This window comes from Cellulophaga tyrosinoxydans, from assembly GCF_900176415.1.
Taxonomy (GTDB): domain Bacteria; phylum Bacteroidota; class Bacteroidia; order Flavobacteriales; family Flavobacteriaceae; genus Cellulophaga; species Cellulophaga tyrosinoxydans.
The window spans coordinates 108,086-130,188 of sequence record NZ_FWXO01000001.1 but is presented as its reverse complement, the minus strand read 5'-3'; the positions used below and the strand labels follow the sequence as shown (position 1 = coordinate 130,188).

Below are 22,103 nucleotides of genomic sequence, written 5' to 3'. Positions count from 1 at the left end.
TATGAGCCTAAAAAGTACATTACACGATTTAAAAGAAAAGTATAAAGGCAAAAAAATGGCTCCAGCCTTTAATGCCATACATACTTTTTTATATACGCCAAACGAGACTACACACTCAGGCGGACATGTTAAAGGAGCAGATGATTTAAAGCGTACCATGAATACCGTAATTATGGCACTTGTGCCTGTGTTGCTTTTTTCTATGTTCAATGCTGGTTACCAGCATTACGCTGCAGTCGATGCTGCCAATGGAATTATTAGAAAAGTTTCTTTATTTGAAAACTTTTTGACTGGAGAAAATTTCTGGATTGGAGTTATTAAAGTACTTCCGCTATTAATTGTTTCTTATGGTGTTGGACTTATAGTTGAGTTCATTTTTGCTGTAATAAAAGGACATGAAGTAGAAGAAGGATATCTTGTAACGGGGATGTTAGTTCCATTAATTGTTCCTATTGATACACCTTTATGGATGCTAGCTATAGCAGTAGTATTTGGTGTTGTTATAGGTAAAGAAGTTTTTGGAGGAACAGGAATGAATATCTTGAACCCAGCATTAACTATTAGAGCATTTTTATTCTTTGCGTATCCAACTTGGATGAGTGGAGATAAGGTTTGGGTTTATGATGCTGTAAACATGGCAGGTAAACCAGATGCTATTTCAGGAGAAACCATACTAGGGTATTTAGCACAAGGTAAAGTATCCGAAATTACATACTCTGTATCAGATATGTTCTTTGGATTTATTCCTGGTTCAGTTGGAGAAACATCAACATTTTTAATTCTTTTAGGAGGATTATTCTTAATCTTTAGCAAAATTGCAAGCTGGAGAATTATGGTGAGTGCTGTTATTGGTGCTTTAGTAATGGGTGTTATATTTAACGGTGTAGTAGATGCTGGTTGGATTACAGAAACGAGTAAATTCTACGGCCTAATGAGCTTTACATTCTGGAAACATCTAATTGTTGGAGGTTTGGCTTTTGGTATAGTTTATATGGCAACCGATCCAGTTACTGGTTCTCAAACTAATAAAGGAAAATGGTTCTATGGATTCTTCATAGGATTTATATCCGTAATGATTAGAGTGTTTAACCCTGCGTATCCAGAGGGCGTGTTCTTAGCAATTTTATTAATGAACGTATTCGCTCCAACAATTGATCATTATGTTATTCGTGGCAATGTTAATAAAAGATTGAAGCGATTAAAGAATGCTACTGCTGTAGCTACAGGTAATAAATCAGAAAAATTAAAAGCTGAAACCGTTTAATTATGGCAATTAACACAGATAAAAACGTATACACCGTAGTTTTTGCGGCTGTAATGGTTATAGTAGTTGGATCCGTTTTAGCACTTACAGCGTCAGGCTTAAGTGATAAAATAAAGGAAAACGAACGATTTGAAAAGCAACAGAATATTCTTTATGCCATGGGTGTAAATGAAAATGTTGATGAAGGAACAGTGAATTTTATACCAGCTGATAAAGTTGAAGCAGAGTTTACCAAATATATTAAGGAGCAACTAGTTATTGAGGGTGATAAAGTTACTCCTGATCCTAACGCCTACCTTATTAATATGAAAAAAGAGGTTGCCGTTGCTAAAAGCGGTGGCACTCCAAAACTTCCTTTATTCGTTGGTGAAAAAGACGGAAAAAAATTCTATATCATTCCAATGTATGGAAAAGGATTATGGGATGCTATTTGGGGATTTATTGCTCTTGACGATCAAATGGTTGTTCAAGGAGTGTATTTTGACCATAAAGGAGAAACTCCTGGATTAGGCGCTAACATAAAACAACGTTATTTTATGGATGATTTTGTGGGAGAAACTATTATGGCAGGCACAGAGTATGCTGGAATTGAGGTTGCTAAAGGTAATAATGATCCAACAAACCTTATTAAAGATGATAACGAAGTAGATGCACTTGCGGGTGCAACTATCACAGGTAATGGTGTTTCTGCAATGATTTCAGAAACTATGAACCTGTATAAAGACTATTTAAAAACCATTAGAACTAACTAGTTATGGGATTACTTTCAAAAAAAGATAAGGGATTAATTTTAGATCCTCTTGCGGATAACAACCCTATTACCATTCAGGTTTTGGGTATTTGTTCTGCACTTGCGATTACTGCAGAGTTAAAAGCATCAATCGTTATGGCATTGTCTGTACTATTTGTATTGGCTATGGGAAATGTTGTAATCTCACTTATGAGAAACATTATTCCTTCAAAAATTAGAATTATTGTACAGTTAGTAGTAGTAGCTGCTTTAGTAATTATTGTGGATCAGGTATTAAAAGCCTTTGCTTATGAATTGAGTAAAACACTTTCAGTATTCGTTGGTTTAATTATTACCAACTGTATCATCATGGGACGTTTTGAGGCATTTGCATTAGCAAATGGACCTTGGAAATCTTTTTTAGATGGAATTGGAAATGCTGCGGGTTACGGTTTAATACTTGTTATCATTGGGTTTTTTAGAGAATTATTAGGGTCAGGTACCTTATTAGGCTTTAAAGTTTTAGGAGATCCAATAGCAAAAACTGGATTGTATGCTTTAGGTTATGAAAACAACGGATTTATGTTGCTTTCGCCAATGGCATTAATTGTAGTTGGAATTATAATTTGGGTACAGCGTTCAAGAAACCCAGCATTAGTAGAAGAAAATTAAGTAGTCATACCAAGAAAATAGTATTATGTTAGAACATGTAGAATTATTCTTTAAATCCATATTCATAGACAATATGGTATTTGCCACATTCTTGGGGATGTGTTCTTATTTGGCTGTATCTAAAAAAGTAACAACAGCTGTTGGTTTAGGGGCTGCGGTAATTTTTGTATTAGCAGTAACTGTGCCATTAAACTGGTTATTGGATCAGTATCTTTTAAGAGATGGTGCTTTAGCTTGGTTAGGTCCAGAATATGCAGATTATAATTTAAGCTTTTTATCATTCATTTTATTCATTGCTACTATTGCAACAATGGTACAATTGGTAGAGATCGTGGTAGAAAAATTTTCACCATCACTTTATAATTCATTAGGTATATTCTTGCCACTTATTGCGGTGAACTGTGCTATATTAGGTGGATCGCTTTTCATGCAATCAAGAGATATACAAACTTTAGGTTTGGCATTTAACTACGGACTTGCATCTGGAATTGGATGGTTTTTAGCTATTTTGGCTATTGCTGCTATTCGTGAGAAAATTAGATATTCTAATGTTCCTGCTCCTTTAAGAGGATTGGGAATTACTTTTATAATCACTGGTTTAATGGCTATTGGTTTTATGAGTTTTGGTGGTATGCTAACAGGTGGAGATGATGCTGCACCGGCTGAGCCTGTTGAAACAGCTTCTAAGAAGTTGAATGAAGAAAAGAAATTAAATAAAGAGAATGATAAAGAAGTCTCTTTTAATGATGTTTTAAATAAATAAGAATGATTTTAGCTACAAGTACAGGCGGAACAATAGCAATTACAGTAATTGCTTTTATGATTCTTTTATTAGTATTAGTTGCACTTTTGCTATTTACTAAAGAAAAATTGTCGCCATCAGGTCCAGTAACCATTACCATTAATGGGGAAAAGAAAATTGAAGTTGCTTCGGGTAGTTCTTTATTATCTACACTAGGAAATCAGAAAGTATTTTTACCATCTGCCTGTGGTGGTGGTGGAACATGCATCCAATGTGAATGTCATGTATTATCTGGTGGAGGTGAAGCATTACCAACTGAAACACCACATTTTTCTAAGAAAGAACTTTTACATGGTGCGCGTTTAGCATGTCAGGTAAAAGTAAAGCAGGATATGGAAATTACGATTCCAGAAGAAGTTTTCGGAATAAAAAAATGGCCTGCTAAAGTGGTTCGTAATTATAACGTAGCATCGTTCATTAAGGAATTTGTTGTTGAGATTCCTGAAGATATGGGTTATAAGGCAGGTGGATATATTCAAATTGAGATTCCTCAGTGCGAAGTAAAATATGCAGATATAGATATTACAGCACACCCTGAAGAGCATGAAACTCCAGATAAGTTTAAAGCCGAATGGGATAAATTTAATCTTTGGCCTTTAGTGATGAAGAATGCAGAAACTGTGGAAAGAGCTTACTCTATGGCTTCTTACCCAGCGGAAGGAAGAGAAATTATGTTAAACGTGCGTATTGCAACTCCACCATGGGATAGAGCTAAGAATGGTTGGATGGATGTAAACCCAGGTGTAGCATCATCTTATATATTTGGATTAAAACCAGGAGATGACGTGGTTATTTCTGGACCTTACGGTGAATTCTTTATCAATGAATCTGATTCAGAGATGTTGTATGTTGGTGGTGGAGCAGGAATGGCACCAATGCGTTCTCACTTATATCACTTATTCAAAACATTAAAAACAGGTAGGAAAGTTACTTATTGGTACGGTGGACGTTCTAAGCGTGAGTTATTCTATTTAGATCACTTTTATAAATTGGAAAAAGACTTTCCTAATTTTAAATTCTATTTAGCGCTTTCTGAGCCTATGCCAGAAGATAATTGGAAGGTAAAAGAGTCTATAGATGCTCCAGGTGATGGTTTTGTTGGATTTATTCATAATTGTGTTATCGACAACTATTTGAGTAAGCACGATTCTCCAGAAGACATAGAACTTTATTTCTGTGGACCTCCATTAATGAACAAAGCTGTTCAGAAAATGGGTGAAGATTTTGGAATACCAGATGAGCACATTAGATTTGATGACTTTGGTGGTTAATCAATAATCAAAAGATGAAGTTTCATCTCACGAATAAAAAATGCAGCCTTAAAAGCTGCATTTTTTTATTTCAGTATTTCGTTTATTTGGTAGCGAGGCTTTTCTTCTTCGGTTTCAAATAACTTAGCATATTCCATCACATTTGGAATATTATCTAATTCGCAAAGTAATTTTACAGTATTGCAAAGCCCATTAAATAACACGCTTTTACTGGTAGGATTTTTCGGTTTTTTATGGCCCACTTTAAAAGGTAATTCGTAACCACAACCCTTTAAAAATGCAACTTCTATTTGCAATAATTCTATGGGTGAATAGCCAAAGTAACGTTTGCCAAATTTTTGGTTAACTAAACCAACATAATTAAGTCGCCCAGCACCATGTGCATCCGTTAAATGTTGCCAAAAATCCAAGTTATCACAAATATTGCCTACAGCACATTGAGTGCAGTATTCCGGATTTAATTTGTTTTCATGGAAAGCGGTATAAAGTTTACGCAATGCAGATTCTAGTCTAAATGATAATTCCATGGCTTCATAGTTTTAAACTAAAGATATGAAAATTAGTCCTTTTTTGCTAAGTGCTAAAGCTTTTGTTAAATATAGATAGTCTTATTGATTAAAGTAAATTTAGATTTTAGGGGATACTGTGTGCTCAAGAAGAGATTGACTTGAGCACAAAATTTAGTGTGGTAGTATCTTGATTTATTTTGCCTTTACATTCCTGTTGAAAGTGCGTTAAAATGTATCTTAGAATTCTTTTTTGTACTACTTTTGTATACTATGAGTAAGCCACTTTCCGAACAAGAATTGCACAATCTCGCAATGAATATTGTGGGTAAGCAATTAGAGGCAGACGGATATGAATTTTTGTCTGTTAACAGTAAGCTGAAAAAAAATCCACAATTTGTATGTCTTAAAAACAAACAATTACATTTTGTGGTGGTAAAAAGTATTTTATATCCTAACGATCCAAAAGATTTAGATTGGGATAGTTTAACAAAAATAAAAGAACACGCCTTGAAGTTTGAGGCAGAAACTTTTTACGCAGGAGTTGGTTTGGTCAATGCTGCGGATTACCATAAGCCAGTTAGCTTAAATGAAGATTATATTGTTGACTATGACGGACTTGTTAAAATTTAATAAAGTGGCACAAATATTAGGAATATTTCTGCTGCTTTGCGCATCTTCTTGTTCCAATGATTTAGTAGAATCCAGAAATTCTGGTTCTGCACTTGGAACCACCTATTCTATTATTTTTTATGATTCAGTTGCAAGGGATTACCAAAAGGAAATAGATTCGGTTTTTAATGCGATCAATCAGTCTATGTCGACTTATATTCCAACATCAGATATATCAAGAATAAATGCTGGCGATACTACCGTAATAGTTGATGCCATGTTTAAAGAGGTTTTTGAAGAATCTATGAAAGTGTATACGCAAACTAACGGACATTTTGATCCAACTGTAGGTGTTTTGGTTAACGCTTGGGGATTTGGTCCTGGAAAACAGATTGCCTTAGATAGTGTAAAAGTAGATAGTTTATTGGCCTATGTAGGGTTTAATAAACTAAAGTTAAATATTGATAACACCCTTTATAAAGCTAATGCTAATATCGTATTAGATTTTAATGCCATAGCTAAAGGGTATGCCGTTGATCGGATAGCCGCATTATTAGATCAAAAAAAAGTAGAAAATTACCTTGTTGAAGTGGGTGGGGAGCTTGTTGCAAAAGGGGAAAATAAAATAAAAAATAAAAGCTTTGTTGTTGGTATTGATGATCCAGTTGCCAATGACAGAAGTGTGCCTGCGGCAAAAGTTCATTTAGTGAATAAAGCTTTGGCTTCTTCTGGTAACTATAGACATTTTAGAGAAGATCCAGTTACGGGTAAAAAATATGTACACACTGTAGATCCAATTACTGGTTATACAAAAAATTCTAATGTGATTGGGGTTAGTGTTTTGGCTAATACATGCGCCGAAGCAGATGCCTATGCAACGGCCTTTATGGCGATGGATTTGGATGAGTCTATGCAATTATTATTAGCTGATAAAAATATTGATGCGTATATCATTTACATTACTGTAAACGGAGAGATTAGCCATTTTAAAACAGATGGTTTTTCAAAAATAATGATAGAATAAAAATACTATTTACGAACCAGAGGGATAATTTCTCCTTTTGCAAGTCTATAGGTATTTACTTCGTCCGGAGATAATGTAGCGGTATAATCTATTTCATCCACTGAAAAACCAATTTTTCTTAGTTTGTTAAAGTAGTCTCTGCCATACACCCGAACATGGTCATATTGACCAAAAATTTTAGCTCGTTCACGTTTATCGGTGATGCTATTATCTTCATAAGTGAATTCTCTTGCTAGATCTTGAGGAATTTGGAATATTCCCCACCCATCAGGTTTAAGTATTCTATAAAGCTCCTGCATAGCTTTAGTGTCATCTGGGATATGTTCTAAAACGTGATTGCAAAATATAACATCAAAACTATGATCACCAAAGGGTAAATTGCAAATATCAGCTTTCACATCTGCTAAAGGAGAATCTAAATCAGTCGTGGTATATTCTAAATTTTTTAAATTTCGGAAACGTTTGTAAAATGCTTGTTCTGGTGCAAAATGTAGCACTTTGTAATTTTTGCTAAAAAAATCGGTTTCATTTTTTAAGTATAGCCAAAGTAGCCGGTGTCGCTCTAATGATAAGGTTGACGGTGAGAGTACGTTTTCTCTGGGACTTTCATAGCCATAAGGAAGAAAGCTTTTGAAACTTTTTCCATCAATTGGATCAACATAATTTGTTCCTCTCATAGAAAAAGCTAAAATAGGTCTAGCGACATAGCTTAGTTTAATAAGCAATGGACGTGGTACCGCATTAAGTATATACTTAAATAACTTTTTCATGCTATTGGTTTCTTTGTAATAAAACAAAGAATATTAGGATTGGAATTTTTATGGGTTATTGTCTAAACTCGTCTTCTTCATTGCTTACAATGCCTAAAGCATCATAAATGTATTTAAACGTAGATAAAAGCTCTGGCTTACCATTAACAAGGGCAACATCATGTTCAAAATGTGCACTCGGCTTATTATCCGCTGTTAATATTGTCCAACCATCTTTAAGTTGTTTAATTCTATGAGTACCTAGGTTTGTCATAGGTTCTATAGCGACTACCATGCCTTCAACAAACTTTTTTCCTCGACCTCTTTTGCCGTAATTTGGCATTTCTGGATCTTCATGCATTTTACGACCTAAACCGTGCCCTACAAGTTCACGAACTACTCCGTAGCCATGATCTTCAGTGAATTTTTGTATTGCATAACCAACATCACCAACTCTATTACCTAATTTAAATTCTCGAATACCGATATAGAGTGATTGTTTTGTAATATCAAGCAGTTTTTTAACTTCAGGAGCTACTTCACCTACTTCAAAGGTGTAGGCATGATCACCGTAAAAATCATTTTTTAGCGCACCACAATCAATAGATATAATATCGCCTTCTACTAATGGGGTGTTATTAGGTATGCCATGTACTACTTGAGCATTTGGACTCATGCAAAGGGTGTTTGGAAAATCATATAAACCTAGAAATCCTGGAATAGCTCCGTGATCACGAATAAAAGTTTCGGCAAGGGTATCTAATTGTAATGTGGTTACTCCTGGTTTTACTTCACCAGCTAACATTCCTAAAGTCTTTGAAACGATTAATGCGCTTTCGCGCATTAATTCTATTTCTTCTGCAGTTTTTACTATTATCATAGTTTGCAAAGATATTATTTTTGATTCACTTTACACCAATGGTTTTTGAGTCATTAGCGCAGGTTGTTTAACACCCATTAGTTTTAAGATGGTTGGTGCAATATCACCTAAAACACCATTCTTTATTTTAGTATGCTCTTTGTCTACCAAAATTAATGGCACTGGATTAGTAGTGTGGGCTGTGTTTGGAGAACCATCAGGATTTATCATGGTATCGCAATTGCCGTGATCTGCGATAACGATAGTAGTATACCCGTTTTCTAATCCTGTCTTTACCACAGCTTCAGCACAACTATCAACAACCTCACATGCTTTTATGGCCGCGGACATTACTCCAGTATGACCTACCATATCTGGATTAGCAAAATTTAAACAAACAAAATCTACCTCACCTTTTTTAAGTTCAGGGATAATGGTATCTCGAATGTCATATGCGCTCATTTCTGGCTGTAAATCGTAGGTAGCTACTTTTGGTGAAGGGCAAAGTAATCTCTTTTCACCCTCAAACGGAATTTCTCTTCCTCCGTTAAAGAAAAAGGTAACGTGTGGATACTTTTCTGTTTCGGCAATTCTAATTTGTTTTTTACCTGCTTTTGCTAAAACTTCACCTAATGTTTCTTCAATATTATCTTTATCATAAACCACATGAACTTTTTTATAGGAATCATCATAATTAGTCATGGTTACATAATAAAGATCCAGTTTGTGCATGTTAAGTTCATGCATGTCTTCTTGACTTAAAACCTGTGTTAATTCTCTTCCGCGATCGGTTCTAAAATTAAAAAATATAAGGACATCGCCATTTTCTACTTTTGCCATCGGAGTGCCGTCTGTTGCGGTTAATACTATCGGTTCAATAAATTCATCGGTTACTCCAGCATCATAACTTTTTTGAATTTCATTAGCAATGGTACTTGTCTTAACACCCATATTATTAACTAAAAGGTCGTAAGCCAATTTAACACGTTCCCAACGTTTATCTCTATCCATGGCGTAATATCGACCTATTACAGTGGCTAATTTTGCCTTTTTGTCGCTGCAAAATTTAATGATATCTTCTAAGTAACCTTTGCCACTTTTTGGATCTACATCACGACCATCTGTAAAGGCATGAATGTATACTTTATCTAGATTGTAAGCTTCACTAGCTTTTATTAATCCTTTTAGATGCGAGGTGTGACTATGTACGCCACCATCACTTAAAAGACCAACAAAATGTACTGGTTTATTATGCTCTTTTGCGTATAAAAAAGCTTCTTTCAAAACTTTTTCATCTTTAAGAGTATCTTCTTTAACTGCCTTATTAATTTTTGCTAAATCTTGGTATACAATTCTACCTGCACCCAAATTCATATGTCCTACTTCACTATTTCCCATTTGCCCTTCCGGAAGTCCAACATTCATGCCATCCGTTAAAAGATTGGCATTAGAATATTCCTTTAAAATGGAATCTATAAATGGAGTGTTAGCGTTATCTATTGCAGATACTTTTGGATCTGGAGATTTTCCCCAACCATCCAAAATCATCAATATTACTTTTTTATTCATGTGACTAATTATTTTCTTTAACAAAAATAGTATGATTTGGCTGTTTATTCTAAATATTCTGGGCTTCTTTTTGGTAGAATTTTTAAACTAGTGTTCAATTACATTTTTAATAACGAATACTGTTAAATATTTGTTATTTAATGGTTCTTAGTGAAACAAATTACGAATAGCATCGTCTTTTTAATTGTAATAACAATTAGTATTCATCATTTAAAAATCAACATCATGAAAAAAACAATCACAATTGCAGTTATGGCTATTGCCTTAATGAGCACAACAGTTCAGGCTAAAACTTCATCTAATTTACCATCTGATGCAAAAATTGAAACCTATAAACCGATAGCTGGTTTAAGTATATTTTGCAATGCTATTTTAAAAGGGGAGATAGAAACAGTAAAAAGCATGATAGCACTTGGGGAAAATGTTAACGAAAAATCTTTAGGTATGACACCTGCAATTTTTGCTGCTCGCTACAATAAGGTAGAGATTTTGAAAGTATTAATTGCTAATGGGGCTGATCTTACCGTTAAGTGTGACAAAGGTTTTAGCATTAAAAAGCATGCAGAAATGTCTAATGCGAAAGAGGCGTTAATCGTCATTAACGAAAATTGGAAAAAGAAATAACAAGCTAAACTGTGTTATGCAAAAAGCCCTTTAAGTTATTACTTAAAGGGCTTTTTAATTTTGTCTTCTAGTGTTCAAGTAAAAGAGTGAAAATTTTAAAATTCGAATCCATTAAAGGCTCTGTGAATGAATGCATAAACCGCCATAAAGATCATTATTAATGAAAATAATGAATAAATTTTTAGTAAAACTACAATAAATGTAGGTCTACAATTTTCAAATGCTTCTAAGTAAACATTTTTGAAGTTTACAAGTGTTCCCATATAGTTTCATTTAAATGTTTATAAATCAAAGCTATAATGGTTAAATAAATTATGTAAAAGATGGGGATACTACAAAGCTAAAAAAATAAAGGAGATTTTCGATATATTCTCTAAATAATAGACGAACTGCACTTTATTGTCCTTTGTATTTTTCTATGGCCTCTTTTATTTTTTCAATTCTATTTTCAGGATCTGGATGTGTGCTTTGGAATTCTGGAACTCTATCTGGTCCTCCAGCAGCTTTTAAAATCTCCATTACCTTTATCATTTCATAAGGATTGTATCCTGCTTGAATCATGAATAGCACTCCCAATTCATCGCTTTCTAGTTCGTCACCACGACCGTTTTTTAATAATGTATTTTGACCAATACCACCAACAATGTTACCTAAATCGCCAGCGCCAACAGTAGCACCCATGGTTGCAGTTTGCCATGTTTGCGAATCAGCAATACGTTCTGCAGAATGTCGCCCAATAACATGACCAATTTCATGGCCTAAAACTCCAGCTAGTTGAGATTCATTCAATTTTGAAAATAGGGCATAGGTAATAAAACATTGTCCACCAGGTAAGGCAAATGCATTGATAGTTTGGTCATCTGCCAATAAATGAAAATCGTATTTATAAGGCGTTTCTCTGGCAATACTATTATTTACAAGTTTATTGCCTACTTGTTTTACAAAGGATTGCAAGCGTTGATCAGGGTAAAGACCACCGTGTTGTTGCGCCATTTCAGGAGCACTTTGTAAGCCAATGGCAATTTCTTGATCCGAAGACATCGTAATGTGTTGTTTACGTCCTGTATACGGATTTTCTTCGGTGTTATTGCATTTTTGAATAAAGGCAAATGCTACAATAGCAAGACCAATAAATATTCTAATTTTCCAACTTCCTCTGTTCATGGTTAGTAATTTAAGAGGATCCTAAAGTACAAAAAGCTTATAAAAGTTTAGGGTTAATGTCTAAAATATTGTCTGTTATGTATGTTCTTAGAAAACCTGATGTAAAATATTCACTACCTAAAAAATCTTCTTTTTTATAAATTTGCATGATATTTTTACTTCTGTAGGTTTCTAGCATAGGTATGGATAAGGGTGCATAACTGTAATGCCACGGTTCATATTTAAAACCTCTTCTTTTGGGAGTATCCGTATAAACAAGATAGAAACCAAATTTCTGAGAATTTTCATCCATCCACTTTTTAAAATCTGCAAAAGGTTGCCCTTCGCCATATTTAGAAGGTACAAGTACATCACCATCCACTTTTCTATAGCCATCAATTACATCAATATCTGTTCCCCAGTGATGTCTGCTGGTTCCTGGAATTGTGGAATATTCTATAATTTTATTTATGGCATCAATTGGTGCCATACCTTCATCGGAATATTTTTGAAACTTACGTTCAAAAATGACTTGTTGCCGGTCAAAACTACGGTAGCTAGACACTATTTTTAAATCTATACCACTGGAATAAGCAGCTCTTTTCATAGCTACAAATGCTTCATGTGCCTCTTTTCTTAATTGATACCCATCGCCATACAAATCTATAGTGGTTTTGCCCATAAGCTCAACTAATGAATATTCTTCTTCTTGAGACTGAGCTAAAGTAATGCTTGGAACAAGCGTAAGTGCAAGTCCGGTTATCCCCGTTTTTTTAATAAATGATCTTCTTTGCATTTTTAAATATTTTTAAACATTACATAATGTTCACCTACCATAGGTATGTCAAAAACAGTACCAATTGTTTTGTAATTTAATTTAGTGTAAAAACCAATAGCTACTATTCTAGCGTTCATCCAAATGGTTTCCACCTGTTTATCAAGCAAAAGCTTTTCTCCAAATTCGAGTAACTGTTTTCCATATCCAAAATGATGATGGGATTCTAAAACAGCCATTCCCCTTAGTTGATAGGCGTTTTTAAATTGATATTCCTTATGTTCTGCTTTGAAAAATGAAGCTATTGCTACTAATTTGTCATCAACAAAACCTCCCAAATGAAAAGTTGTTGCTAAATCGTCTCCTTCAAAAGCACAAGTTTCAATTGGTCTTCCTTTTCTAAGTACAGCATGCCTAACTGGAAAAGTTTCTTCTGCTGTAATTAGTTTAGGTACTAAAGTAGTAACGGAATTTTTATGCATTATTGTCTAAATAAATAACAATAATAAAGATACGAGTTAAAGTTTATTTAATTGCTTATTGATTTATATAAAGATACCCTTGATGTTTTATATCAATATCATATAAACTTATAATGTAGAAATAGATGCCATCAGGAAGTCCATTTTTCTTTGATACCGTAAATTCATTATTGGCAATACCATTAAATCTGTTTTTGTAATTCACTTCTGAATAAACAATTCTTCCCCATCTGTTATAGATTTCTAATTTATTATTTGGAGACAAGGCAACAGCATCAATTTCTAAGTAATCATTTATACCATCACTGTTGGGAGTAAGAATATAATTGTCAAGAGTGATGCTTTCAGTGCTTAAGCTTTCACCAAATGTGATGATATCATAATCCTCTGGTATAAATTCGTTTGAAGTAATGGTACCAGCATTAAAATCACCTGAAAATGTTGAATTTCCAAGATCTACCCACATGTTTTCATCACGATTCCAACCAACTACTCTTAAATCTTCTAGTGTATTAACTATTTCATTTATTTGACTCTCGGAGTCCCAATGTAACTTTACGGTAGACAGTACTTCTCCATCAAGATCCCAAAACTCAAAATTGCTCAGTCTCAATAAAATATCGCTCTTAGAATTGGTATTGAAATTGGTTGCAAACGTAGAAGGGTTGTTCGGATCTTCATAAAAATACGCGGCTTTAGCATACATATTAGTATTGGAAGATAACAGTTCTAAGGGTCTAATTTTGTTCGTATTCCCGATAGGGAATAAAAAGTTTTGTTTGTTTGTTATGGCAGAATAACCATCTACTTTGGTGGCAGCAGTTTCTCCTGTATAAAAAGCATTATTATTATAGTCCAATGTAATATTTAGTTGCTCTCTTGGAGTAACAATATTACCTATTACAAAATTGCTATTATTAGTTATGCCAACGCCAACTTCAAGTTCTAAATGATTGTTTACAACAACCTCTAGGTCATTAAAAATTGGTCTGAAAGCCCCTGAAATAATAGCATTGTTTTCATTGTAAAATCCAGCTAAACCTAAATTTTCATCAAAAGAGCCATCATTAATTAAATCGCCATGAAAACCTAAACTTCCAGTATCATGAATTTTTAATGTGCCAAAATTATGTACGGCTTCTTGAGCATTCAAATATAGTATGCTAAAAAGTAGACTTGAAATACAAGTTGCTAGATGCTTTTTTAAATTCATAATCATATCTTATAAATCTAAAATTGTAAACATAAATTCTGAGTCAAACCTATCACGATCTGTTCCACCATTATCATTGTCACCGATAATTACTTCGAAGCTAGAAAGACTTTGGTTATCATATGATATTCCTGGATCATCATTTCCAGCACCTCCACGCCCAGGTTGTGTTAATTGTATAATGTAATTGGAATCACTTGTGGTACCCGTAGGAAGATTAACTCTGTAATGGCCATCACCTGTGAGTTTAGTTACTGTTATTCCAGCGGTTGATTTTATAATCCCGCCGGTGGCAGAAATTTTCCCAAAAGCTTTAATAGGACTTTCATAAAAAATACCTGAGTCAGAACCTAAAGAAACACTATTGCCAGCATCTGCACTAACCGTTGCAGAAGGAGCTGGGTCTACCCAATCTGTTCCCGTAGCGGTTGAGCTTAAAATTTGTCCTGCAGTACCAGCATCACCATCTTTATCTTCAAAACTACCATTTAAGCGCATATTCCCTCCAATATGTAATTTTTCATCTGGCACGGCAACACCAATACCTACATTTTGAGAAGCATTAATTCTAATTGCTTCTGTTCCTCCGGTTGAAAAGCCCAATTGATCTGCTGCTTCTCTATACATTCCTGTGTTGGCATCATCATTAAATCTGTAAGACGGAGAGTTGGCTGTACCATCTGCATTGGCAAATGAAGTGGCTCGTACTTGTCCACTTACTTGTAGTTTGTGTGTGGGTGAATTGGTACCTATTCCTAATCTATTATTTGTATTGTCCCAGAAAATTTGCGAGTTATTTTCCGTAGGAGCACCTGAAGCTCCCGCAAAAAACAAAGAGCCTTCTGTTCCGGAGTGATTTAGTTCATCAGAATCTACCCAAGTAACAGTACCGGTGTTATCGGTTATTAAAGATTGATTATTGCTGCCTGGAGCAATTTTATTAGTAGTTACATTGGCATTAGAAATTTTAGCAGAAGTAATTGCATTGGTGGCAATATCATCTGTTGTTACACCTCCATTGGCAATTTTAGCTGTCGTAACGGCATTATCTGCTATGGTTAAACCTACATTGGTAAATGTTGCATTTGCACCACCACTAACGATTAGATCTAATGAGGTTATGGAACCACTTGCTAGTGCATCAACATAATTTTTTGTTGCCGCATCTTGCGCATTTGTTGGGTCGTTAAGATTTGTAATATTAAAATTACCCATGGCTAATGGACCCACCATGGCATCGCCATTTACATTTACGTATCGTGCATCATTGGTAGATAAATCGGTAGTGACTTCTTGCCATCCTGTTAAATCATCATAAATAAATGCCACTCCATTACGGTCTGCATTGGGTGCTACTTCACCCGAAACAATATAAATGTCTGAATCTACCGCAGTTGCTGGTATATCTGCTTCAAGACCTGTACTGGTGCTGGACAGTATTACGGCTACATTACCGTTGGATGCAGGTGCAACTCCATTTACTGTTCTAACGATATTTGGAATGTCATTAAAACCTCCTGCTTCATTTGTAAAACGCAGACTGGCATCATTACCTGGAGTCACAGATAAAGCGGTTATAGTTTCATCTATTTCAACACTTGTTCCGTTAGTTTCGGTAATGGTAGCTATTCTATTTCCGACAATAACATTAGTAACTTCTAGTGCGTCAACATCTAGAGCACCTGTTGTTGTATTTTGTGATAATCCTACGCCTGCAACATCTGCATTTATTTTCGCTGCAGTAATAACATCATTAGAAATGGTAAGTACTCCTGTGTTTGTTAAAGTGGCATCACCACTAAGGGTTGCTCCCTGTGCAGTATTGGATCCATTGCCAATATAAATTTGACCATTGTTTAATGTGCTAACTGAATTTATTGAATTGTCTACATAGGTCTTAACGGCTAATTCTGTTGGGAATTTTACGTTAGTTGCATCTGCTAAATTCACATCAGTAGATTTGTTAGCGGTGTCTTCTTTATTATTTTGCAATGCTAAAATATCAGCATCGTTTAAAATAATATTTGCTTCGTTGGCATCTTCGGCTGCAGTAGCTCTTGTTTCTTCATTAGCAATTGCAGTGGCATTGGCTTGCTCTGCATTTGTTGCTCTGGTTGTTTCAGCAGCAATAGCAGCAGATTCTTCTAAGTCGGCCAGACTTACTGAAATTTCGGTAGCACCTTCGTATATAGTAAACAGGCTACTGGAGTTAAGTGTAGCAGCCGTAATATCATCATCTTGATTAATTGCATTAAATTGATTATCAACATAGGTCTTAACCGCTAATTCTGTTGGGAATTTTACGTTAGTTGCATCTGCTAAATTCACATCAGTAGATTTGTTAGCGGTGTCTTCTTTATCATTTTGCAATGCTAAAATATCCGCATCGTTTAAAACTATATTTGCTTCGTTGGCATCTTCGGCAGCGATTGCTCTTGCCGTTTCTGTAGCGATGGCAGCAGAATCATCAAGGTCCGATAAATTTACATCAATGGAGGTTGTGCCTTCTTCTAAGGTTAAAATATTAGTTGTAGCATCAAGAGTAGCAGCCGTAATATCATCATCTTGATTTACGCCTGTAATTTGGTTATCAACATAGGTCTTAACGGCTAATTCTGTTGGGAATTTTACGTTAGTTGCATCTGCTAAATTCACATCAGTAGATTTGTTAGCGGTATCTTCTTTATCGTTCTGCAATGCTAAAATATCAGCATCGTTTAAAACAATATTTGCTTCGTTGGCATCTTCGGCAGTGATTGCTCTTGCTGTTTCTGTAGCGATGGCAGCAGAATCGTCAAGGTCCGATAAATTTACATCTATGGAGGTTGCGCCTTCTTCTAAGGTTAAAATATTAGTCGTAGCGTCAAGTGTAGCAGCGGTAATATCATCATCTTGATTTACACCTGAAATTTGGTTATCAACATAGGTCTTAACGGCTAATTCTGTTGGGAATTTTACGTTAGTTGCATCTGCTAAATTCACATCAGTAGATTTGTTAGCGGTATCTTCTTTATCGTTCTGCAATGCTAAAATATCAGCATCGTTTAAAACAATATTTGCTTCGTTGGCATCTTCGGCAGCGATTGCTCTTGCCGTTTCTGTAGCGATGGCAGCAGAATCGTCAAGGTCCGATAAATTTACATCTATAGAGGTTGTGCCTTCCTCTAAGGTTAAAATATTAGTCGTAGCATCAAGGGTAGCAGCCGTAATATCATCATCTTGTTCAATGGCTAGTATTTGGGTATCAACATAGTTTTTGGTTGCAGCATCTTGCGCATTGGTAGGATTGTTTAAGTTGGTGATGTTGTAATTGCCCATAGCTAATGGTCCAACCATGGCATCTCCATTGGCGTTTACATAGCGAGCGTCACTTGTAGATAAATCAGTGGTTACTTCTTGCCATCCATTTATATCATCATAAATAAAAGCAACACCATTACGATCGGCATTAGGAGCAACTTCACCAGATACGATATAAATATCAGAATCTACAGCAGTTAAAGGTCTGTCTGCCTCCAATCCAGTGGAAGTGCTTGAGAGAATAACAGCTACGTTACCATTAGCTGCCGGGTTTACTCCATTTACACTGCGAACAATATTCGGTATGTCATTAAAACCGCCAGCTTCATTGGTGAAGCGTAAGGTTGATTCTGCACCTGCTTGAACAGATAAAGAGGTTATTGTTTCATCTATTTCAACACTAGTACCATTAGTTTCAGTTATGGTAGCTATTCTATTTCCATTAATAACATCAGTAACTTCTAGTGCGTCAACATCTAGAGCACCCGTAGTTGTATTTTGTGATAATCCTACGCCGGCAACATCTGCATTTATTTTTGCAGCTGTTATTACATCATCAGTAATCGTTACTATACCGGCATTACTTAGGGTAGCATCACCGCCAATAACAATTTCTTGGGCAGTATTGGTAGCGTCCCCTATATAAATGGCACCATCTGCCAGCGTATTTACAGTAGCAACTTGCGAATCTACATACGTTTTTACCGCTTGTTCTGTTGGGAAATCTATATCAGAATTGTCGGCTAAAGTACCATCGGTAGATTTGTTAGCAGTGTCTTCTTTATCGTTTTGCAAGGCTAATATATCCGCATCGTTTAAAACAATATTTGCTTCGTTGGCATCTTCGGCAGCGATTGCTCTTGCACTTTCTGTAGCGATGGCCGCAGAATCATCAAGGTCCGATAAATTTACATCTATGGAGGTTGTGCCTTCTTCTAAGGTTAAAATATTAGTCGTAGCATCAAGAGTTGCAGCCGTAATGTCATCATCCTGATTCACGCCTGTAATTTGATTGTCTACATAGGTTTTTACCGCTTGTTCCGTTGGGAAATCTATATCGGAATTGTCGGCTAAAGTGCCGTCAGTAGATTTGTTAGCGGTGTCTTCTTTATCGTTTTGCAAGGCTAAAATAGCAGCATCATTTGCAGCTTTTAATTGGTCTATAGCTTCTTGTACGGTAATAGCAGGTAAACCAGATATGGCATTATCATATGGGTTAGCACTGGCATTCGTATCTATTAAAATAGCGGTAGTTCCGTTGGAAAAAGAATAGGTGCCATCATTATTGTCTGCTAGGTTGGCTTTGGTAATTACTACCTCGGTATTGTCTTCATTGGTGTAACTAAATGTACCATCGTTATTGTCAACAATGGTGGTTACAGTTTGCCCTCCAGCAACATCTACACATAAGCTGTGCCACGTGTTGTTGCGGTATTGAAAGAGGCAGTTTTCGTCCGTATTATAGGCTAGTGCACCATTTATGGGTGTAATAGCATTCATTTGCGCATTGGATAGGCGCGTAACTACTAATACTTTGGTATTGCTTTCTAATTCTAAGATGGAATTGGAGTCTATAGTGTTAATATTGTCTCCAACTTTGACTTGACTATAAGATGCGCTGGCGCACATCAAAATTATAGCTAGGGGGAATATAATTTTCATGCTTTTAATGGTGTGTTTCGATAAAATTACCACTACAGCTTGAAAATCACAAAGAAATGTTGTGAAAATCAGTTATTTACATCATGAAAAAGTAAGAATAAATTACTGTTAAAAGTAAGAATAATATTACAATACACCTCTTGAACTATTGTATTTACTGCATTTTTGAAGTGCTGTTGTTTTGTAAGATTTTACGTTTACTTTATATTCCCCATTTTTTGCAGTTAGCCAAGGCTATAATTACTGCGCTAAATACAAAAATCCTTGAAATTCGTATCCTAGATCATACATGTTTACAATGTAAAAATACACCCCGCCTGGTAAACCAGCTTCACGATTAATCACCAGATTATCTACATTGGAAATTCCGGTGAATTCATTGGTATAATTTTCTTTTTGAAAAACCAGCAACCCATTACGATCGTAAATTTTTAACTCGTTTTGACTCGAAAGTGCTAATTCTTCAATAACTAGGGCGTCATTAATGCCATCACCATTTGGTGAAAGGTAAAAATTATCAATTGTAAGTCGGTCTTGCGGAACTAATAAGCTACCTATAGTAATAATATCATAGTCATCTGGCACAAAAGTCCCTGAAGTAATAATCCCGTTTGAAGCATCGCCACTCACTGCCGAATTTCCTAAAATAGACCATTCACGCAATGTTTTATTCCAACCAACTACCAATAGATTTTCTGTTTCTTCCGTAAGATTAGCAATTTCGCTACGCAAATTCCAAGAAAGGGTAACTGTGGAAGGAACACTGCCTTCTACACGCCAAAACTCTTTGGTGTTTACCAAATCTAATTGGCGTTCACGCTCGCCAGTATCAAAAATATCGGAGAAGGATAGGGGCGAATTTGGGTTTTCAAAAAAGTAAGCACAACGTGCGGTTAGATTTGCACTATTAGAATTAAGGATTAAAGGTCTTAATTGGGTTTCGTCACCCACAGGAAAAGAATACGCTTGTTGATTGGTGATAAGTGCGTAACTGTCTATTTTAGAAACATTGCTTTCGCCAGTATACATAGCATCTGCTAGTAGGCCAAAGTAAATGTCTTGTAATGATTTTTGAGAAATAATATCGCCATAAATAAAATTAACACTATTGGTGGCGCTAGCTGCCGTATTTAAAATAAGCCCATTATCGGCGTTGATTTCAAAATCGTAAAAAACAGGGGAGACGCTACCTTGAATATTTAAAAAATTAGACCCGTAAAAACCTGCTAAACCTAAGTTTTGATCAAAGGGAGCATCATTAATAAAACTGGTATGAAAACCTACTTGCGCGCCGGCATGAAACTGCATATCTCCGGTATGGTAGAGTGCGGTTTGTGCATTGGCTAAACAACCAACAAGAAAACAAATACTGTAGAAAAAACTCTTCATATTTTTTTAGTTGTTGATTTGTTGCCAGTTAGCACCGTCGCTTTGGAGTTGTAATACTCCAGGATTAAATATTGTTGAAGAAGTTCCAACATTATTAATATACGAGGTTATCGATGCAGTTGAACCCGTTGGTTTTTTTATAATATAAATACGACCAGTACAGGTGTTTGCTGATGGTAATGTTATGTTGTGGTTCCCAGTAATTACAATTGTATGATGGGCAGCAGTTAAAGTAAGGTTGGCTGTGGTTAATAAAATTGCTGTAGAAACTGAACCCTTTACTTCTAATGTTGAATTTGGATTGGTGTTGCCTGTAGGAGTAAAATTGCCTATTCCTACATTTTGATTATTACCTATTCTAATTGCTTCAATTCCGTCACTCATTAAAGTTATTTGATCTTGATAAGGGCTATAAACGCCCGTATTTAAATCATCCTCAAATCTAAGAGCTGGTTCTCCTATGGTTCCATCATTTAAAACGACTCCTCTTTGAACTCGAATTGATCCAGTAGAATGTATTGAGTGTGTAGGGCTAGTAGTTCCTACACCAATGCTTCCATTTATAAAACTGAAAACTCCACTATTTATATCGTAAGTTCGAGGTGAAGCTGTTTGAGTTAAATTTGTATTTGATAAATTCTGACTTGTAGGCAGCGAAGCCCAAGTTGCAGCACCTACACCGTTAGTGGTGAGTACTTGGTTGGCTGTGCCAGTAGTTGTTGGTAATGTTGTTGCTCCCGCTGTGCCAGAATTTAAGGTTGTTTGTCCTGTTACTGCAAGAGTACCTGTTATCGTTGTGTTTCCTGCTGCTAGCGTACCAGTTGTGGAAACATTTGCGGTAAATGTTGGATTAATTTTAGAACCTGCAATACCTGCGGCTGAATTTATATCGGCATTAACAATTGTGTTATCTAATATTTTTGCTGAAGTTACTGCATCATTTGCTAATTTGGCAGAAGTTACATTTAGGTCAGCAATTTTTGCAGTCGTTATAGCATTATTTGCAATAGTTAATATTCCTGTATTTGTTATGGTAGCATCACCACCAATAGATTGCGATTGGGCTGTTCCAGATCCATTTCCAATAAATATTGTGCCGTTGGCTAAATTATTTGATGTGGTAATTTGCGTATCAACATAAGTTTTTACTGCATTCTGAGTTGGGAAGAGAGTTGCTGAATTTCCTAGTGCTACCGCATCTGATTTGTTGGCAATATCTTCTTTAGTAGCGATAAGAGCCAACGCGGCATTTATTGCAGTAGGATCAACTTCGAGTGCGCCAGTTGTGCTATTTTGCTGTAAACCAGCACCTGCAACATTTGCATTTATCTTTGCTGCTGTTACAGCATCATCAATTATTTTACTTGTAGTAATTGCATTATTTGCAATAGTGAGGGTCCCATCATTTGCTAAAGTAGCATCGCCTGAAATAGAGACAGCATTTGCACTAGTTCCAT

General features: G+C 35.5%; 20 protein-coding genes. 8 read left to right on the top strand and 12 right to left on the bottom strand.

Annotated features, from left to right (window positions below; translation table 11 throughout):
- Position 1 precedes the first annotated feature (1 nt).
- Genes B8963_RS00620 through nqrF form a run of 5 tightly spaced genes read left to right on the top strand, consistent with a single transcriptional unit; the run spans position 2 to position 4,739 of the window.
- Positions 2-1,264, top strand: coding sequence for an NADH:ubiquinone reductase (Na(+)-transporting) subunit B (locus tag B8963_RS00620; protein WP_084059375.1), 1,263 nt, complete (start codon positions 2-4; stop codon positions 1,262-1,264).
- A gap of 2 nt (positions 1,265-1,266) precedes the next feature.
- Complete coding sequence (locus B8963_RS00615; RefSeq protein ID WP_084059374.1) at positions 1,267-2,016, top strand: Na(+)-translocating NADH-quinone reductase subunit C; 750 nt, start codon at positions 1,267-1,269, stop codon at positions 2,014-2,016.
- Between the two features lie 2 nt (positions 2,017-2,018).
- Positions 2,019-2,666 carry an NADH:ubiquinone reductase (Na(+)-transporting) subunit D gene (locus tag B8963_RS00610; RefSeq protein WP_084059373.1) on the top strand — a complete coding sequence of 216 codons (648 nt, stop codon included), beginning with the start codon at positions 2,019-2,021 and terminating at the stop codon, positions 2,664-2,666.
- A gap of 25 nt (positions 2,667-2,691) precedes the next feature.
- A complete protein-coding gene (gene nqrE, locus B8963_RS00605; protein ID WP_084059372.1) occupies positions 2,692-3,429 on the top strand; it encodes an NADH:ubiquinone reductase (Na(+)-transporting) subunit E in 738 nt (245 codons plus the stop codon).
- A 2-nt stretch (positions 3,430-3,431) separates the two neighbouring features.
- Positions 3,432-4,739 carry an NADH:ubiquinone reductase (Na(+)-transporting) subunit F gene (gene nqrF / locus B8963_RS00600; RefSeq protein ID WP_084059371.1) on the top strand — a complete coding sequence of 436 codons (1,308 nt, stop codon included), beginning with the start codon at positions 3,432-3,434 and terminating at the stop codon, positions 4,737-4,739.
- A gap of 65 nt (positions 4,740-4,804) precedes the next feature.
- Here the strand turns inward: nqrF and B8963_RS00595 are convergent, their stop codons facing one another.
- A complete protein-coding gene (locus tag B8963_RS00595; protein ID WP_084059370.1) occupies positions 4,805-5,266 on the bottom strand; it encodes a Na(+)-translocating NADH-quinone reductase subunit F in 462 nt (153 codons plus the stop codon).
- Between the two features lie 252 nt (positions 5,267-5,518).
- Between B8963_RS00595 and B8963_RS00590 the strand changes: the two genes are divergently transcribed.
- Entirely contained in the window at positions 5,519-5,878 is a 360-nt protein-coding gene (locus tag B8963_RS00590) for a Na(+)-translocating NADH-quinone reductase subunit F (RefSeq protein WP_084059369.1), read from the top strand.
- 4 nt (positions 5,879-5,882) lie between these two features.
- On the top strand, positions 5,883-6,881 hold the full coding sequence (locus tag B8963_RS00585) for an FAD:protein FMN transferase (protein ID WP_317043666.1): 999 nt from the start codon (positions 5,883-5,885) through the stop codon (positions 6,879-6,881).
- A gap of 5 nt (positions 6,882-6,886) precedes the next feature.
- Here B8963_RS00585 and B8963_RS00580 read toward each other — a convergent pair whose 3' ends face one another.
- The 3 genes from B8963_RS00580 to gpmI are packed head-to-tail and all read right to left on the bottom strand — an operon-like array spanning position 6,887 to position 10,058.
- The gene (locus B8963_RS00580; protein WP_084059367.1) at positions 6,887-7,651 is read right to left on the bottom strand and encodes a class I SAM-dependent methyltransferase; all 765 of its coding nucleotides are present in this window, start codon (positions 7,649-7,651) and stop codon (positions 6,887-6,889) included.
- A gap of 55 nt (positions 7,652-7,706) precedes the next feature.
- On the bottom strand, positions 7,707-8,510 hold the full coding sequence (gene map / locus B8963_RS00575) for a type I methionyl aminopeptidase (protein WP_084059366.1): 804 nt from the start codon (positions 8,508-8,510) through the stop codon (positions 7,707-7,709).
- A gap of 30 nt (positions 8,511-8,540) precedes the next feature.
- Positions 8,541-10,058: a 2,3-bisphosphoglycerate-independent phosphoglycerate mutase gene (gene gpmI / locus B8963_RS00570; RefSeq protein WP_084059365.1), complete on the bottom strand. Its 1,518-nt coding sequence runs from the start codon at positions 10,056-10,058 to the stop codon at positions 8,541-8,543.
- 225 nt (positions 10,059-10,283) lie between these two features.
- Here gpmI and B8963_RS00565 point away from each other — a divergent pair, with 225 nt between their 5' ends.
- Positions 10,284-10,682 carry an ankyrin repeat domain-containing protein gene (locus B8963_RS00565; RefSeq protein ID WP_084059364.1) on the top strand — a complete coding sequence of 133 codons (399 nt, stop codon included), beginning with the start codon at positions 10,284-10,286 and terminating at the stop codon, positions 10,680-10,682.
- Positions 10,683-10,777: 95 nt separating this feature from the next.
- Here B8963_RS00565 and B8963_RS16165 read toward each other — a convergent pair whose 3' ends face one another.
- From B8963_RS16165 to B8963_RS00530, 8 genes are all read right to left on the bottom strand, one after another.
- On the bottom strand, positions 10,778-10,945 hold the full coding sequence (locus tag B8963_RS16165; protein WP_317043665.1) for a DUF6747 family protein: 168 nt from the start codon (positions 10,943-10,945) through the stop codon (positions 10,778-10,780).
- A gap of 133 nt (positions 10,946-11,078) precedes the next feature.
- Positions 11,079-11,846 carry a M48 family metalloprotease gene (locus B8963_RS00560; RefSeq protein ID WP_084059363.1) on the bottom strand — a complete coding sequence of 256 codons (768 nt, stop codon included), beginning with the start codon at positions 11,844-11,846 and terminating at the stop codon, positions 11,079-11,081.
- Between the two features lie 37 nt (positions 11,847-11,883).
- Complete coding sequence (locus B8963_RS00555) at positions 11,884-12,621, bottom strand: M15 family metallopeptidase (RefSeq protein ID WP_084059362.1); 738 nt, start codon at positions 12,619-12,621, stop codon at positions 11,884-11,886.
- A gap of 2 nt (positions 12,622-12,623) precedes the next feature.
- Positions 12,624-13,082 (bottom strand): GNAT family N-acetyltransferase, encoded by a 459-nt coding sequence (locus tag B8963_RS00550; RefSeq protein WP_084059361.1) that lies wholly within the window; start codon positions 13,080-13,082, stop codon positions 12,624-12,626.
- A 55-nt stretch (positions 13,083-13,137) separates the two neighbouring features.
- A complete protein-coding gene (locus tag B8963_RS00545) occupies positions 13,138-14,295 on the bottom strand; it encodes a T9SS type B sorting domain-containing protein (protein WP_084059360.1) in 1,158 nt (385 codons plus the stop codon).
- A 9-nt stretch (positions 14,296-14,304) separates the two neighbouring features.
- Positions 14,305-19,257, bottom strand: a complete 4,953-nt coding sequence (locus B8963_RS00540) for a beta strand repeat-containing protein (RefSeq protein ID WP_143312427.1) — start codon at positions 19,255-19,257, stop codon at positions 14,305-14,307.
- A gap of 240 nt (positions 19,258-19,497) precedes the next feature.
- Positions 19,498-20,646, bottom strand: a complete 1,149-nt coding sequence (locus B8963_RS00535; protein ID WP_084059358.1) for a T9SS type B sorting domain-containing protein — start codon at positions 20,644-20,646, stop codon at positions 19,498-19,500.
- A 6-nt stretch (positions 20,647-20,652) separates the two neighbouring features.
- Positions 20,653-22,103: hypothetical protein (locus B8963_RS00530; RefSeq protein ID WP_084059357.1), on the bottom strand; the 1,451-nt coding region annotated here is incomplete at its 5' end.

Coding starts and splice junctions, on each gene's coding strand:
- B8963_RS00620 (WP_084059375.1), top strand. CDS start 2: ATGAGCCTAAAAAGTACATTACACGATTTAAAAGAAAAGTATAAAGGC.
- B8963_RS00615 (WP_084059374.1), top strand. CDS start 1,267: ATGGCAATTAACACAGATAAAAACGTATACACCGTAGTTTTTGCGGCT.
- B8963_RS00610 (WP_084059373.1), top strand. CDS start 2,019: ATGGGATTACTTTCAAAAAAAGATAAGGGATTAATTTTAGATCCTCTT.
- nqrE (WP_084059372.1), top strand. CDS start 2,692: ATGTTAGAACATGTAGAATTATTCTTTAAATCCATATTCATAGACAAT.
- nqrF (WP_084059371.1), top strand. CDS start 3,432: ATGATTTTAGCTACAAGTACAGGCGGAACAATAGCAATTACAGTAATT.
- B8963_RS00595 (WP_084059370.1), bottom strand. CDS start 5,266: ATGGAATTATCATTTAGACTAGAATCTGCATTGCGTAAACTTTATACC.
- B8963_RS00590 (WP_084059369.1), top strand. CDS start 5,519: ATGAGTAAGCCACTTTCCGAACAAGAATTGCACAATCTCGCAATGAAT.
- B8963_RS00580 (WP_084059367.1), bottom strand. CDS start 7,651: ATGAAAAAGTTATTTAAGTATATACTTAATGCGGTACCACGTCCATTG.
- map (WP_084059366.1), bottom strand. CDS start 8,510: ATGATAATAGTAAAAACTGCAGAAGAAATAGAATTAATGCGCGAAAGC.
- gpmI (WP_084059365.1), bottom strand. CDS start 10,058: ATGAATAAAAAAGTAATATTGATGATTTTGGATGGTTGGGGAAAATCT.
- B8963_RS00565 (WP_084059364.1), top strand. CDS start 10,284: ATGAAAAAAACAATCACAATTGCAGTTATGGCTATTGCCTTAATGAGC.
- B8963_RS16165 (WP_317043665.1), bottom strand. CDS start 10,945: ATGGGAACACTTGTAAACTTCAAAAATGTTTACTTAGAAGCATTTGAA.
- B8963_RS00560 (WP_084059363.1), bottom strand. CDS start 11,846: ATGAACAGAGGAAGTTGGAAAATTAGAATATTTATTGGTCTTGCTATT.
- B8963_RS00555 (WP_084059362.1), bottom strand. CDS start 12,621: ATGCAAAGAAGATCATTTATTAAAAAAACGGGGATAACCGGACTTGCA.
- B8963_RS00550 (WP_084059361.1), bottom strand. CDS start 13,082: ATGCATAAAAATTCCGTTACTACTTTAGTACCTAAACTAATTACAGCA.
- B8963_RS00545 (WP_084059360.1), bottom strand. CDS start 14,295: ATGAATTTAAAAAAGCATCTAGCAACTTGTATTTCAAGTCTACTTTTT.
- B8963_RS00540 (WP_143312427.1), bottom strand. CDS start 19,257: ATGAAAATTATATTCCCCCTAGCTATAATTTTGATGTGCGCCAGCGCA.
- B8963_RS00535 (WP_084059358.1), bottom strand. CDS start 20,646: ATGAAGAGTTTTTTCTACAGTATTTGTTTTCTTGTTGGTTGTTTAGCC.